The sequence below is a fragment of the Candidatus Binatia bacterium genome, assembly GCA_036493895.1.
GTDB lineage: Bacteria > Desulfobacterota > Binatia > UBA1149 > CAITLU01 > DATNBU01.
Genome location: DASXOZ010000048.1, coordinates 59,843 through 74,245, shown reverse-complemented (window position 1 = coordinate 74,245; position 14,403 = coordinate 59,843). Strand labels below are relative to the sequence as shown.

Below are 14,403 nucleotides of genomic sequence, written 5' to 3'. Positions count from 1 at the left end.
CCTGCCCATGCGATTCGGCGTTTTCTACGAGCTCCAGTTGCCCAAGCCCTGGGATGCGCAAAGCGAGCAGCGCATCGTCCACGAGGCACTGGCCCAGGTCGAGCTGGCCGACCGGCTCGGCTACGACTACGCGTGGTGCGTGGAGCACCACTTCCTCGAAGAATACTCGCACTGCTCGGCGCCGGAAGTGTTCCTCGCCGCGGCAGCGGCTCGCACGACGCGAATCCGCCTCGGCCACGGCATTCGCCAGGTCATCCCGAGCTACAATCATCCGGCGCGCACGGCCGAAGGACTCGGGATGCTCGACCTCGTCTCGGGAGGCCGCCTCGATTTCGGCATCGGCGAGGGAGCCACGCGCCTCGAGCTCGGCGGTTTCCACATCAACGCGAAGGAAAAACGCGCTCTCGCGCTGGAGGCCGCGCGCGAGATCGCCGACATGATGGTGATGGAGCCGTACCCCGGATTCGAGGGCGCGTCGTTCTCGATGCCGTGTCGCAACGTGCTGCCCAAGCCGCTGCAGAAACCCCACCCGCCGATGTGGATGGCGTGCACCAATCGCGACACGATCCGCGTTGCTGCCGAGAACGGCGTCGGTGCGCTGGCATTTGCCTTCGTCGATCCCGACGAGGCGCGCACCTGGAGCAAGGTGTACTACGACACGATCCGCAGCGACGCCTGCGTTCCCATCGGACACGCGGTCAATGCGAATCTCGCAATGGTCTCGGCGTTCTCGGTGCATCCCGACCGGGCCGAGGCGATCCGCCGCGGCCAGGAAGGCTTCGACTTCTTCTTTTATGCGATCAACGCGCTGGTGGCCGAAGATGCCACGCCAGGACATTCGCAGCTCTGGGACCGCTTCCGCGAGCTGCGCGGGGAGCGCACGGCCGAAATGGTCGCATCGGCAGTCGAGCCGTCGCTGCGCGGCTCGGGCATCGGAACGCCCGACGACATGCGCCGCCATCTGCATGGATTCGAGGATGCCGGAGTAGACCAGGTGATCTTCCTGCAGCAGGCCGGGCACAACCGCCACGACGACATTTGCGAGTCGCTCGAGCTGTTCGCCGGCGAAGTGCTCGAGGAATTCCGCGCCAAGGCCGCCGGGCGCGAGCAGCGCAAGGCCGAGGATCTTGCGCCGTGGATCGAAAAAGCGATGGCCCGGCGCACGATGAGGGCGCCGCTCCCCGAATGCGAGGTTCCCGTGGTGAAAGCGTCGCGCGCCAGGGCCGAAGTCAACCAGGCCAAGGCACGCTAGGATCCTGCGGCGGAGTTTCGTCGCTTCACCCGCGACGCTTTTCCGCTCAGGACATCAAGGAAGCAGTACCGTCGCGCCGGTCGTTTTCCTGGCCTGCAGGTCGCGATGCGCCGCCGCGGCTTCGGCCAGCGGGAATCGCTGGTGGACCTCGACGCGAAGCGTTCCGCCGCCAACGAGACTGAACAGCTCGGCAGCGCCCTCGGCAAGCTCGGAGGGGTCGGCGGTGTAGTGCAACAGCGTCGGACGCGTGATGAACAGCGATCCGCGCAGCGACAGCATGCCGAGGTCGACGGGCGGCGGAGGACCGGACGCGTTGCCGAAGCTCACCATCAGGCCGAGAGGCGACAGGCAGTCGAGCGACCCGTCGAAGGTGGTCTTGCCCACTCCGTCGTAAACTACCGGTACGCCCTTGCCGCCGGTGATCTCGCTCACGCGCCGCGCAAAATTCTCACGGCTGTAGTCGATGACGTCGTTGCAGCCGTGGTCACGCGCCAGCGCGATCTTCGCCTCGCTGCCCACCGTACCGATCACGTGGACGCCGAGGTGCCTCGCCCACTGGCAGGCCAGCAGACCCACGCCGCCGGCTGCCGCGTGGAACAGGATCGTGTCGCCGTGTTTTACGCGGAACGTGCGCCGCAGCAGGTACCACGCCGTCAGCCCCTTGAGCATCAGCGCAGCCGCCTGCTCGTCGCTGACATCGTTCGGAATCGCGACGACGCGGTCGGCCGGTACGCACGCTGCATCGGAATACGCGCCGACCGGGCCGGTGCCGTACGCGACACGGTCTCCCGGTTGCCAGCGCGCCACGCCGTCACCGACCGCTTCGACGACACCGGCGGCCTCGAGGCCGATTCCTGACGGAAGAGGCAGCGGGTACAGGCCGCTTCGATGGTAGGTGTCGATGTAGTTGACGCCGATTGCGGTGTGGCGCACGCGCACCCATCCCGCTGCGGGCGCACCGGGATCCCACTCCTCGTAGCGCAATACCTCGGGGCCGCCGGTTTCGTGCAGGCGGATTGCGCGCGTCACTCGCGCGCCCTTTCGTGCAGCTTTTCGATGTACTTCTGCTTGGCCGCACGGCCCTGGTACTGCAGCACGGGTCTCAGCAGGCGCGGGAGCTGGGGAATCAGGTATCCGACGGTCGCAAGATAGCCGGAGATCTGCGGGCAGACCCTTTCGATCTGTCCGTCGTGCGCGCAGTCGAGCACGAGCGCGGCGACTTCGTCGGCCGTGCTCATCGGCTGGGAGAACACGAGGTCGGGAACTTCCTCGACGTCGCGCAGCAGGAATCCGGTCTCGACCGGGCCCGGCGAGACAGCCGACACCGTGATGCCGGTCGACTCGAGCTCCTCAGCCAGCGCGAACGTGAACGCGCGAAGGCCGAACTTGGTCGCCGAATACGTCGCCTCATACGGAAGAGGGATGCGACCGGCGATCGATGCGACGTTGACGATCGCCGCCTTGCCCGCGCGGCGAAGATACGGCAGCGCAAGACGAGTCAGCACCACCGGCGCGCGCAGGTTGACGTCGATGATGCGCGCCAGCTCGGCCGACGGCGCCTCCTCGACCGGGCCGCGGAAATTGTAGCCAGCGTTGTTGACGAGCACGTGGATCGAGCCGAAGCGGCCCTGCGCGGCATCCAGCAGCGTCGCACAGGCCGCGCTGTCGGCGACGTCGGTCGCGACCGCCATCGCGGTGCCGCCTTCACTCGAGATCTCGGCGACGATGCGGTCGAGCTGGCTCGCAGTCCTGGCCGCGAGCACCACGCTCGCGCCTTCGGCCGCGAACATTCTCGACGCCGATTCGCCGATTCCGCTCGACGCACCGGTGACGATGACGGTCTTGCCTTCGAATCTCCTGGCCATGATGCCTCCTTACGGAAAGATGGCGGGCACGGGACCTTCGTGACGGGCGCCCTGGCGGCTTCCGCGGCAGGGCCTCCCGCCGCGAAGCCGGCGCAGCAAACGAAACGCGGCGGCCGGAATCAAACTCCGGCCGCCGCGCGTGTCCTGAGCGGGTTTTGCCAGGCACTCCGCCGCGCCGGGCCCCGGGGCCGGCGCGGCGGAGTGCTTTTCGTTACGGAATCGACGGAACGTTGACGACTGCCGTACCCTTGCGCCGGATACGCGACGGTCCGCCGAAACCCGACGCGGTGTTCACGGCCGAGTTCGCATTCGGCGGCACGCAGAAGGCTGCGTTCACGTAGACGTTGGTCGGCGAGCCGTTGCCGTTGATCGTATCGCCTCCCTCGGAGAATCCGTTGTTGACGAAGCAGTCCTCCGGCCTCGGCTCGCACTCGCCTGCGCCGGGGATGTCGTCGGCAGTGCCGGCAACGGTGTCGGGGCCGGTTTCACACCCGGACGAGACCGGCGTGTTCGCGTGGTCGAGGCAATTGGCGTCGACCGTGCAAGCGCTGCCGATCTTGTCCTGGTTGCCTTTCTTGCACACGTGCTGCGGCGAGCACTCGCCGTAGTTCAGATCGCAGGGAACCGTCGTATAGCCGGTGCCGTTGCAGCGGAACTTGGTGGGGCCGGCCGCGCACAGTCCGTCGTTCGGATCGGCAAGGTCACAGGTGACGCCCGGAAGCGCAGCACAAACGCCGTCGCCGCTGCCGAGTGCCGTGTTGCAACGCGAGTTCGTGTCGCACGCCACCCCGATCATGCTCGGATTGCCTGCCGTGCATTGCTTGCAGTGGTCGAGCGTCGAGCAGACGTCGCCGTCGCGTGCACCGTTGTGGCACTTGCCCTCCTGCAGGCACAGCGGAACGCAGCGCGCGCCGGGGCACGGGTTGGAGCAGACCCCGCCGGGCCCGCAATCGCTGTTGATCGAGCACGCGAAGCCCTGGAAGGTCGTCAGGCCGGCCGTGCACTCCTTCGGCTGTCCGCTGCAGGAGCCGCCGGGGCAGTCGCTGTCCTCATCGCATGCGAGGCCGGCGTTCGAGCCGAGGACGCACGTCGTGTACGCACCGCCGCCGCCCGCGCCGGTCGCGCAGCCGTGGCCGGCGTTGATGCCGCCGTCGCAGGCGCCGGAGCAGCTGTTCGGCCGCGTCGGCACGCCCAGTCCGGCGCAGGAGCTGCCCGGACACTGCAGATTCGACGTGCACGGATTGCCCGCGTTGGGTCCCGCGAAACAGGTGGGATTCGGGATGTCGGCCGGGCACGGGCAATCGAAGTTCTTGAACGACGGATCGCTGCAGGGCCCGCCCGGCGGGAACTGCACGGCCTCGGTCGTGACCGTGCCGAAAGGCTGCAGCAGTCCCTTGCCGGAAACCGCCTGCGACGGAATCGGCGGACAGTCGTGGGAGACGACGCCGAGCGGAGTCTTCGCATCCGGCGTGCAGAGGTGTGCAGCGTTCTGGCCGCTGTCGCAGCGCAGCTCGAGCGAGCACGTGCCGCCGGGGCAGTCATCCGAAGTGCCGGCGCACGTGGTATCACCCATGCCGGTGCAGTCGCTGTCGACGAGGCACTTGTCGTGGCTCGCGTTGCAGCGTCCGAAGCACGACACCCCGCTGTTCGACCCGCCGACGCAGCCACCGCCGCAGACCGGACACGGGGTCTTGAACAGCTGGCCCGTCTGGATGTTCGAGCGCGTCGTGTAGTGCACGGCCTGCTCGCCGGTGACGATGTTCTTGGTGCCGGTGATGTCGGTCAGGTACTGCAGCATCACGCACACCGGGGTCGACGCCGAGATGAGCGGCAGCGGCGAGCCTTCGGACATCTGGTTGCACGTGATCGAGTCGTCGCAGCGTCCGCGACAGCTCTGGCCCGTGGCGCAGTCGCCCTGCTTCTGGCAGGCGATCCCGGTATGCGTTCCGTCGGAGTCGATGACGCACTGGGACTGGCAGAGCGAATCCTTCTTCGCGGTGTCGACGACGCAGAACGTCCCGGGGTTGAGGCTGTCGTCATCGCAGCGGTAGCAGTCGTAATCCTCCGGCGCGCCGTCGTTGTCGCCGCGCTCGTCACAACTCTGCGTTCCGTGCGGGTCGTCGCTGCAGCGCGGCTCCATGTCGCCGTGCACGTCGCAGACCTTGTTGGCACTCGCTCCCGTGCACGTCGCTCCCGAGAACTGGGTGCAGTCGCAGTTGGTGAATGCGGTGACGTAGCCGAAGCCGTCGTTGTGGGTGGCGTCGTGGGAGGATCCCTCCCAGCCCGCATCGCTGTCGGTGTGGGCCGCATCGCCCTGGACGATGAAGCGCTCGCGCGGCGTGGAATCGCAGGTGCACTCGAAGGTGTCACCCGGCGGCAGGCAGTGGCCACTTCCGCACGGCGCATCCGAGCCGTCGCATTCTTCGCCGACCCCGGTGTGCTCCTCGCGGGTCGGCTCGACGATTCCGTCACCGCAGTAGGACTTGGCCGAAGCCGGGTGCGAGACGTTGAGCAGGCCCATCACCGAGAAGACGTGGTGGGACGGGCTGAGCTCCTCGGTTGCTTCCTCGCGCACGAGCTCGTCGAGGCAGTCCTTGGCCTGCTGCACGGTGATCGGCGTGACCCCGGCGGCGGCACACAGGCCGGCGAGTGCCGTGATGTCGGCGCTGGCACAGGACTTGTCGATCGTCGCATTGAGCTTGTCGATGTTGGATGCGATCGCCGTCATCGTGTTGGCGTCGTTGGTCGCGCAGGCCCACGGCGGCGACGAAGCCGCTCCGGCCTGCAGGCGTGCGTCACGACAGCTCGCCGTCGCGGTGTACGAACGACTGACGGCGCTGGCCACCGCCTTGTCGATCTTCGACACGCACTTTGCCGAATCCGAGGTCAGCCCCGAGCTTCCGTTGAGGTTGGCGTAGATCGCCTGGTCGACCGGACCGGTGACGTTGTCGACGAGAGCGGCAAGGCAGGTGCCGAGATCGTCGGTCTTTCGCATGGGATGCCCGAGAACGATGTCGCAATACGGTCCCGGCCAGCCGAGGTCGGACAGCGAGAACTGCTTGGATCCACCTTTTCCGGAGCAGCCCTCGGCGGTGGGATTCTGGTGGGAGGCCGGGCACGAAAGGTCACTGACGCAAACGACGTCGTTCGACAGCGAGCAGACGCTCGAACAGCTCTTGCCGACCGACGCGATGAACTTGGCCTTGGCAGCATCGACGACCGCCTGCGTGTCGGCGGGCAACGGGCGGCAGTGGTTCGGATCGGGGGCCTTGCCGGAGATGTCGTTGTCGTGGCACTTGGCGACGATCTTGGCGATCGAGGTTTCGAGCTTGCCGAGGTTCTTGCCGACGGCCGCCGAGCACTTCAGCTCGGCATCCGTGAGCGCGTGCACGGGCCGCGGCGAAAGCAGCCCGACGAGCGCAGTGGCGACTACGGCCGCGCCGTAGCGAGAGATGTTCATGCGGATCCTCCTCCCGCCCCGGGAGCCATCGACGGGACACGCTCAGGAACACCGGGCCGGCAGGCCCCGGTGCAAGGCGCAACGCGAAAGGCAGCGAGGCCGCACGGTTGTACGTTGCGGGATCGCACTGGGTCAAGGGAGCAATTGCTGCGACTGCGCAACAAACGTTCGTGTCTGTACCGTCTTCTCGCAACAACATCGCCGACAGGCCCGCGTGCCGGGCGACACGCGGCATGACCGTACGCGCGGACCTCGTCTGCGCGAAGGTTCTTGCGTTGTTCACGAGCATCGGCGCCGCTGGCGCCGCCGTGATCGCGCAAATGTTTTAGCGCGGTGCGGCAAGCCATGCTGCAGTTGCGGTGCACCCAAAATACCAAACGATCGTTAGTCGAGCCTAACCTTTTAAGATGAGAGATCCTGCGCGATCCTCGCCTCGGCCTGGTCCTGCTTCTAATCTTGGAGGCGTGCAGCACGCTGTCTCGAGCGCCGACGCGCCGTCGTCACGTCCGCAGGCCCCGGTACCACCGGGGTGCCCTTATGACGTGCGGCCGCTCGACGCCCACCCGGACCGCCTCCCGCTGGTGATCTCCGCGCGCGACGATGCGGACGTCGACCGGCTCTGCGCCTGGCTGCGCAGCAACGAGCAGTGGGTGGGTGAAGAGCTTCGCCGCTGGGGCGCAATCCTGCTGCGCGGCTTCGCAGTGCGCGACGCCGCGGGCTTCGAGAAAGTGGCCCGCTCGATCGACGACGACCTGAAGAACGAGTACCTCGGCACGTCGCCGCGCAACGCGCTGACGTCTCACGTCTTTACCGCGAGCGAGCTGCCGCCGTTCTATCCGATCCCCCAGCACTGCGAGATGAGCTTTACGAAGAACCCGCCGCGGCGCCTGTTCTTCTCGTGCCTCGTCGAGCCTGCCGGCGGATGCGGCGAGACGCCGCTGTGCGATTTCCGCCGCGTGCTCGCGGATCTCGATCCCGCGCTGGTCGAGCGTTTCGAGAGGCGCGGCATCCGCATCGTGCGCAACTACGGCGGCGCCTCGAGCACGAACCGTTTCAACCCTTTCCAGCTCAAGCGCTGGGACGAGATGTTCCTGACCACCGATCGCGCCGCCGTCGAGGAGCGCTGCCGCGCCGAAGGTTTCGAGCCGGTGTGGACGGGTGCGGACGGTCTTCGCCTGGTCAGCACCCAGCCGGTCGTGCGAACGCATCCGGAAACCGGCGTGCCGCTGTGGCACAACCACGTGACGACCTTCCATCCGAGCCAGGCCGCCGGCGAGTACCGGCGCATCCACGCGCTGCGCCCGACGTGGAAGCACTGGCTGCTGATCCAGGTGGCGCGGCTTCTCGAGATCGTCGAGAGAAGGCGGCCGCCCGACGAGCAGGCGATGAGCTGCACGCACCTCGACGGGAGCGCGATGGCAGATGAGGACATCGAGGAGCTTCGCAAGGTGATCTGGAAGCACCTGGTCGTCCATCCGTGGAAGGCCGGCGACGTCGTCGCGATCGACAACTTTGCCGTCTCGCACGGGCGTCTCCCATATGCGGGACCACGGATGATCGCCGTGGCGTGGGCTTGAATCGGCTGCTTTCCCGCCGCAAACGGGTTTCCGACATGAACGGCACCCCTTTCGACCTCGGCGGCAAGGTCGCCATCGTGACCGGCGGCGGCCGCGGCCTCGGACTGGCGATCTCCCTCGGCCTCGCTGCGGCCGGCGCCGACGTCGTCGCCTGCGGCCGCAAGCTCGAACCCTGCGAAGAAGCCGCTTCCCGCATCCGTTCCCTCGGCAGGCGCGCGTTGGCGATGTCGTGCCACATGGGCCACAGCCAAGAGATCGAAGCGGTCGTCGCGAGGACTCTCGAAGAGATGGGGCGCATCGACATCGTCATCAACAACGCGGCCACCAATCCCGCTGCCAGGCCCCTGATCGCCGGAACTCCCGAGCTGTTCGACAAGGTCTACGCGGTCAACGTACGCGGCCCGCTGCACCTTGCCGGCCTTGCCGCCGCATGGATGGCCGACCACGGAGGCGGCGCCATCGTCAACGTGATCTCGGTCGGCGCGATGCGGCCGGGAGCGACGATCGGGCTGTACTGCTCGAGCAAGGCCGCGCTCCAGTCGCTGACGCGCGTGATGGCGCAGGAGTGGGCGCCGCTCGGCGTGCGCGTCAATGCGCTCGCGCCGGGGCCGGTGGCCACCGACATGGTGCGCGCGGTCGAAGGCACCGAGTTCCACCGCCAGATGGTCGAAGCGACGTCGATGAAGAGGATCGCTCCGGCCGAAGAGATCGTCGGCAGCGTGCTTTACCTCGTCAGCGACGCGTCCACGTACACGACCGGCTCCACGCTGGTCGTCGACGGCGGGATGAACACATGAGTCGCTGCATCGCCACAAACGGCGCGAAGCCGGCATGAGCGGCCCGCCGCGCATCGACGCCGTGCTCTTCGACTTCGGCGGCGTCTTCACCGAATCGCCGTTCGAGGCGGCGCGCCGGTTTGCCGAATCGATCGGCGTCGATCCCCAGGTGATGCTCGATACCGTGTTCGGCCCGTACGAGTGCGACTCGGATCATCCGTGGCATTGCCTCGAGCGTGGAGAGCTGGATCTCGTCAGGGCACGCGAGAAAATCCTCGAGCTCGGGCGCGTCGGCGGCTTCGAAGCCGACCTGTTCCGCGTCCTTGCGGCGCTCGCCCGCTCGACGGGACCGCGCCAGGCTTTTCTCGACCGGGCGCGCGAGCTGCGCCGCCGCGGCATCGCCACCGCGATCGTCACCAACAACGTGCGCGAGTTCCGCGACGCGTGGCGCGGCATGATTCCGGTCGACGAGCTCTTCAACATCGTCGTCGATTCCTGCGAGGTGGGTTACCGCAAGCCCGATCCTCGCATCTTCCAGAAAGCGCTGGAGTTCCTCGGGGGCATTCCCCCGGAGCATGCGGTGTTCCTCGACGACTACGAGGGCAACGTAAAGGCCGCGCGGCTGCTCGGCATGCACGGCATCGTCGTGGCTCCGGATCCCGCCGAGGCGCTGGCCGAGTTCGACCGCCTCGTCCACACCGAAGACCTGCGACGCAGCCAGTAGCAGGCTACTGCGCCAGCAACGCCTTCATTTTCGCGAGCAGATCCTCGGCAACGTTCGGCGCCAGGCGAAGCGGGGTCCAGCCGATGCCGAGCCCCGTGTCGGCCAGGCGGGGAATGATGTGGAAATGCACGTGGTAGACCGCCTGGTGGGCCGACGCGCCGTTGTTCTGCAGGATATTGTAGGCCGTCGCGCCGGTCGCGTGCATGACCGCGCGACAAAGCCGCGGCATCACCCGGCCGATCGCCGCCGAAGCCTCGTCGCTCAACTCGTGCAGAAATGCGGCCCGTTCCTTCGGGACGACCAGCGTATGGCCTAGCGACAGGGGATTGATGTCGAGGAAGGCCAGCACGTGCTCGTCTTCGTAGACGCGATGGCACGGGATCTCACCGGCCAGGATCCTGTCGAAGATCGTCTCCTTGTGCGTAGCCATCACGTTTCTCCCTTGTCCCGATCTGGCGATCGATGCCGCAGTTGCGCCGCTGCAGCGACCGCCGCGGCCCCTCGCTTTCCGGTTTGTGCAGAGGCGGAGTTTGCACGTCGCCGCGCGCGGGCTCAAAAACGACGGGGCGCACCGATGGTAACCGAGGCCGATCGAGACGACGCCGACCCCGCCCTGCCCTCACGACCCCGCACCCGCCGGCTGGTGACTGCCGGGCCGCTGCTCCCTATTCTCTCTTTGATCCTGTCCGGCTGCGCTTCGCAGTTCGGCGTCGCCGGCGGGGGCGCCGGTCCGCTGCTGCGTGCACCGATCAAGCTCGCGACCGGCAGTGTCCGCGCCGACGTTGCCGTGGTCGGCGACGCAACCCAGATTCTCAAGGAATCGATCGACGACAGCCTCTCCGACGCGAAAATGACTTGCCACGGCACCTCCGGTGCCTGTGCCACGATCGACCTCTACGCTCGCCTGCGTCCGCCGGCCCGTGCGTTCTCGGAAGCTACGCCGCCGCTGCGCGTAGCCGAGCTCGTCGCCGAATTCCGCGGTTCTCCCGGCGCTCCGACGGCGGCGACGATGTCGTACCAGCGCACGGTCGCAATCGACGGCAATCTTTCGACTGCGACGTGGATGCGCCTTTCGGCCGCGCTCACCGAAGACCTGGCCGGTGATTTCCGGTTCCGTTCGGGCAAAGGCGGCGTCGTCGTGCGCCTTCCGGCGTGGGCGACGATGACGACCTCGCTGCCCAAGTCGTCCCAGCCTCGCTCGTTCCACGTCGCCAACACGAGCGACAGCCGCTCGGACGACGACACGATCGGCACCGTCGGCGGCCACGAAGTCCGCCTGGCCAGGCGCGCGACCGATTACATCACGGAAATGCTGACCGATGACCTGCGCGGCGCCGGCCACCTGATCGTGCCCGGCGGCGACGGCCGTCTCGTCGGAAGCGAGCTCGAGAAGTTCTGGGTGAGCTCGGTGGAGTCGGGCGGAGGGTGGGAGACGACGGTCGAGATCCAGGTCGATCTCGAAGTCGCGCCGCCTCCGGGCATCAAGCGCAAGAAAGCCGAGCGTCACTCCTGCTCGATGCGCGAGCACAGCAGCCAGATGCCGGGAGAGCCCGACCTCGCGCGCATCCTCGAGCACTGCCTCGGCGAGCTGGCCGGCTCGATCCGCAACGACTCCGCATGGTCTCTCGGCCAGGGATGATCAGCTCCGCGTTCGCACCTCGAAGCTGACGGCAACCGCTTCGCCGTCGTCCCCTTCCTCCGCGACCGCGAAAAACGGCCTCCACGACGAAGGCAGCGCTCCACCCGCCGGCGGGAAATAACGAGGCCTGCGCTCCCACGATTCGAGCACCTCGTCGCGAAGTGCAGCGCCAATGCGCGTGCTCCGGGCGACGACGTCGCGCACCGACCGCCGGCGCATCAGCGTAAGGTTGAGCTGCGAGACTGCGCCCGCATCGACGAAGGCGGCCAGCGAGATCGCGCCGCCGTCGTGCTCGGCCACGCGCACGTCGAGCCGCTCGCGAAGCAGCGCGGGCACGCGTGCCACGTCGATTGCACAGGGGTCGTCCGGCGGCGAAGCGACCAGCAGCATCGCATCGATCCGCCGGCCGCGTGCGCCGGCCTGGCGGCGGACCGCCTCGGCACCGGCTTCGCTCGTCACGATCCTTGCTTCGATCGCGGAGCCGTCGGGATGACGCTCGCGAAAGATCCGCGCGTCCAGCAGCTCCCGGCCCGGCAACGGCGACAGCCCGCTGCGCGTGACGACGATCTGCGCCGGATGAGGCCGCTCCGAAATCACGCCGAGCTCCTGCCAGCGTCGCCTCGTGCGCGCGACCGCGGGCTCGAGCGAGTCGCGCCAGGGTCGAAGCACCGGCCACGAAAACGCGTGCCATGCCTGCCAGATGTGACCGGGAGCGACATCGCTGCCGACGCCTTCGCGGCACACGGTCGTCGCACCGGCGATCACGGCATCAACGGTCCCGTACTGAAGCGCCAGGCGAAACGCATCGACCGCGTTGCCCGCCGAAACCGGCCAGCTTCCGCCGATTCCGGCAACGTCGTAGCACCAGTCGCCAACCAGCGGCAGCGCATCGACCATCGGCCCGCGCGCATCCGGATTCCACGCGCGCGAAGCAGGTCTCAACACCATCATGCCGAAGACGAGCGCACGCGAGAGGCGGCGCGGGTCTTCGATCAGAGGAAACGACGCACCGGGATGCAGTGCGGCAAGCGCATCGTCCAGAGGCAGACGCAGACCTGCGGCGTGCGAATCGTCGAACACGGTGCGCTGTGCCAGCGATGCAGGCATGACGGGACGTCTTAACATTGGAGGGCGCGACGGCGAAGCGGCGATAGACCATTGCGAGCCGGCCGCCCCTGTGACACGAAGAGAATCGTCACGTGGCATCACGCCCCGGGGGGACCGTGATCGATGGGCGAATGACGGTGGGCGGTTGTGTTGGAGTGGACCGGGCGGGAGTGTCCCGTCACTGGTTGCGCGTCGGCCCGTCGTGCCTTGCAGCAGCGCTCGTGACAATGGTCGGTGCACGGGCTGCGCTGGCTCACGAGTCGCCAGTGACCAAGCCGCTGCCGGTCGTCGCTCCCAAAACGCACTCGTCGGCGACACGCCCGGCATCGCCCGCGTTGCCGGCATCGCCAGGCAGAAAATCGCAATCGCCTTCGTTGCCCGGCAACAAGCCGATCCTCGACCTCTCCACGGCGCCGCCGGCCGCTGCTGCCGCGCCGGCTCCGGACGGCTCGGCTACTGCGCCGACGGCGGCGCCGGAGCCGCTCGCTGCCGGCGCCGGCACTGCCGTCACGACCACTCCGTCATCGCCGACATCCACGGTGCCCGCCCAACCGGAGGCGCACGAGAAAGTCGTGACCAACCTTCCGTCCATCCTCACCGCCGTACCAGCGACCAGAAAACATCAGTGGGAGGCTGAGCACGGCGGATTCATCGCATCGCGGCTCGCGATCTCCAGGCGCCTGACGGCATGGCCCGAGCAGCTTCTCTCCCCTCGGGAGAGCCTGCCGCGAGGCCGCGAGGAGTTTCTCTGGCGCGTCGCTCGCGACACGTGGACCGGCCTCCAGGCGTATACGGATCGCGACAGCGGCCTGGTCGTCGACAACGTGCGCATCGTCGGAGGCCTGGTGCCCCCGCTCGCGCTCAAGGTCGGCGACTACACGAACATCACGAACGTCGGGCTGCAGCTTGCCGCAATCGTCGCCGCCCGGCGCCTCGGCCTGATCGATGACGACGACGCACGCGAATGGACGGTGCGGATCATCGATACGCTGGAGACCCTCAAGCGTTTCGACGGATACTTCTTCAACTACTACGACACGACGTCGCTCGAGCCGACGAGCAGCTTCCTGTCCTTCGTCGACACGGGCTGGCTGGTCGCGGGCCTGATGATTGCGCGCCAGGGTTTCCCGGACCTTCAAAAGTCCATCAACGAGCTTCTCGAGCCGATCGACCTGCACTGGTTCTACGACGACTCGAGCGGGCTGATGTCGCACGGCTACTACGCCAGCCTCGGCGCGCTGTCGGCGTACGAGTACGGGTCGTTCTTCACCGAGGCGCGCCTTGGCAGCCTCATCGCGATCGGCAAGGGCGACGCGCCGCCGTCGCACTGGTACGCGATGCACCGCGCATCCAAACCCGGCTGCGTCGATGGCGAATGTCCGGAGCTGAACCAGCTCGCATGGCGCAGCTCGCGCGGCCAGGACATGACCGTCGCGTACTTTCGCTGGCGCTCGTACGAGTACGTGCCGAGCTGGGGCGGGAGCATGTTCGAGGCGCTGATGCCGCGTCTCGTGCTCGACGAGGGCCGCTGGGCGCCGCGCAGCCTCGGGCCCAACGGGCAGGCCCACGCGCTGTTGCAGAAATACTACGCAACCCAGGTGCTCGGCTATCCGGTCTGGGGCATGTCGCCGTGCATCGATCCCAACACCGGCCGCTACCACGAGTACGGCATGAAGGCCCTCGGCTCGCACGGCTACGACGAGACCGTCGTCACTGCGCACGCCGCGGCGCTGGCTCTGGCCGTGTCCCCGGACGATGCTGCCGAGGATCTCATGGATCTCGCGAAGCGCTACGACATGTACGGTCCCTTCGGGTTTTACGATTCGGTCGTGCCCGACACCGGCCGCGTCGCGTACGACCAGCTCGCGCTCGACCAGCTCATGCTGTTCCTGTCAGTCGCCAATTACCTTTCCGGCGGATACGTGCCGGCGCTCTTCGCCGAGGACCCCTGGGTGAAGGACGCGCTGCCGCTCCTGGCCGAGGAACGCTTCTTCAACTGACGC

General features: G+C 67.6%; 11 protein-coding genes. 6 read left to right on the top strand and 5 right to left on the bottom strand.

All coding sequences use genetic code 11. The annotated features are described in order from the left end of the window. The first annotated feature begins 7 nt into the window (after nucleotides 1-7). A complete protein-coding gene (locus tag VGK20_11860; GenBank protein ID HEY2774732.1) occupies nucleotides 8-1,252 on the top strand; it encodes an LLM class flavin-dependent oxidoreductase in 1,245 nt (414 codons plus the stop codon). 54 nt (nucleotides 1,253-1,306) lie between these two features. Here the strand turns inward: VGK20_11860 and VGK20_11855 are convergent, their stop codons facing one another. The 3 genes from VGK20_11855 to VGK20_11845 all read right to left on the bottom strand — a co-directional run bounded on the left by VGK20_11855 (nucleotide 1,307) and on the right by VGK20_11845 (nucleotide 6,577). Then, nucleotides 1,307-2,281, bottom strand: coding sequence for a quinone oxidoreductase (locus tag VGK20_11855; GenBank protein HEY2774731.1), 975 nt, complete (start codon nucleotides 2,279-2,281; stop codon nucleotides 1,307-1,309). Further along, nucleotides 2,278-3,117: an SDR family oxidoreductase gene (locus VGK20_11850; GenBank protein HEY2774730.1), complete on the bottom strand. Its 840-nt coding sequence runs from the start codon at nucleotides 3,115-3,117 to the stop codon at nucleotides 2,278-2,280. Before VGK20_11850 ends, VGK20_11855 begins: the two co-directional genes overlap by 4 nt. A gap of 211 nt (nucleotides 3,118-3,328) precedes the next feature. Continuing rightward, entirely contained in the window at nucleotides 3,329-6,577 is a 3,249-nt protein-coding gene (locus tag VGK20_11845; GenBank protein ID HEY2774729.1) for a hypothetical protein, read from the bottom strand. A 464-nt stretch (nucleotides 6,578-7,041) separates the two neighbouring features. Between VGK20_11845 and VGK20_11840 the strand changes: the two genes are divergently transcribed. From VGK20_11840 to VGK20_11830, 3 genes are read left to right on the top strand one after another with little or no spacing between them, the layout of a single operon-like run. Then, nucleotides 7,042-8,154 carry a TauD/TfdA family dioxygenase gene (locus VGK20_11840; protein HEY2774728.1) on the top strand — a complete coding sequence of 371 codons (1,113 nt, stop codon included), beginning with the start codon at nucleotides 7,042-7,044 and terminating at the stop codon, nucleotides 8,152-8,154. Nucleotides 8,155-8,189: 35 nt separating this feature from the next. Beyond that, a complete protein-coding gene (locus VGK20_11835; GenBank protein ID HEY2774727.1) occupies nucleotides 8,190-8,951 on the top strand; it encodes a glucose 1-dehydrogenase in 762 nt (253 codons plus the stop codon). A gap of 34 nt (nucleotides 8,952-8,985) precedes the next feature. Beyond that, nucleotides 8,986-9,654: an HAD family phosphatase gene (locus tag VGK20_11830; protein HEY2774726.1), complete on the top strand. Its 669-nt coding sequence runs from the start codon at nucleotides 8,986-8,988 to the stop codon at nucleotides 9,652-9,654. A 4-nt stretch (nucleotides 9,655-9,658) separates the two neighbouring features. On the opposite strand, the gene VGK20_11825 is transcribed toward VGK20_11830, so the two are convergent. Beyond that, complete coding sequence (locus tag VGK20_11825; GenBank protein HEY2774725.1) at nucleotides 9,659-10,084, bottom strand: HIT family protein; 426 nt, start codon at nucleotides 10,082-10,084, stop codon at nucleotides 9,659-9,661. A gap of 246 nt (nucleotides 10,085-10,330) precedes the next feature. Here VGK20_11825 and VGK20_11820 point away from each other — a divergent pair, with 246 nt between their 5' ends. Continuing rightward, nucleotides 10,331-11,293, top strand: coding sequence for a hypothetical protein (locus tag VGK20_11820; GenBank protein ID HEY2774724.1), 963 nt, complete (start codon nucleotides 10,331-10,333; stop codon nucleotides 11,291-11,293). Here VGK20_11820 and VGK20_11815 read toward each other — a convergent pair whose 3' ends face one another. After that, nucleotides 11,294-12,400: a hypothetical protein gene (locus tag VGK20_11815; GenBank protein ID HEY2774723.1), complete on the bottom strand. Its 1,107-nt coding sequence runs from the start codon at nucleotides 12,398-12,400 to the stop codon at nucleotides 11,294-11,296. Nucleotides 12,401-12,774: 374 nt separating this feature from the next. On the opposite strand from VGK20_11815, the gene VGK20_11810 reads away from it, so the two are divergent. Then, entirely contained in the window at nucleotides 12,775-14,400 is a 1,626-nt protein-coding gene (locus VGK20_11810) for a glucoamylase family protein (protein ID HEY2774722.1), read from the top strand. The last annotated feature ends 3 nt before the right edge of the window (nucleotides 14,401-14,403 follow it).

What these genes read in the sequence shown, in the direction of transcription:
- VGK20_11845 (HEY2774729.1), bottom strand. Translation starts at nt 6,577, where the DNA reads ATGAACATCTCTCGCTACGGCGCGGCCGTAGTCGCCACTGCGCTCGTC.
- VGK20_11850 (HEY2774730.1), bottom strand. Translation starts at nt 3,117, where the DNA reads ATGGCCAGGAGATTCGAAGGCAAGACCGTCATCGTCACCGGTGCGTCG.
- VGK20_11825 (HEY2774725.1), bottom strand. Translation starts at nt 10,084, where the DNA reads ATGGCTACGCACAAGGAGACGATCTTCGACAGGATCCTGGCCGGTGAG.
- VGK20_11815 (HEY2774723.1), bottom strand. Translation starts at nt 12,400, where the DNA reads ATGCCTGCATCGCTGGCACAGCGCACCGTGTTCGACGATTCGCACGCC.
- VGK20_11835 (HEY2774727.1), top strand. Translation starts at nt 8,190, where the DNA reads ATGAACGGCACCCCTTTCGACCTCGGCGGCAAGGTCGCCATCGTGACC.
- VGK20_11860 (HEY2774732.1), top strand. Translation starts at nt 8, where the DNA reads ATGCGATTCGGCGTTTTCTACGAGCTCCAGTTGCCCAAGCCCTGGGAT.
- VGK20_11830 (HEY2774726.1), top strand. Translation starts at nt 8,986, where the DNA reads ATGAGCGGCCCGCCGCGCATCGACGCCGTGCTCTTCGACTTCGGCGGC.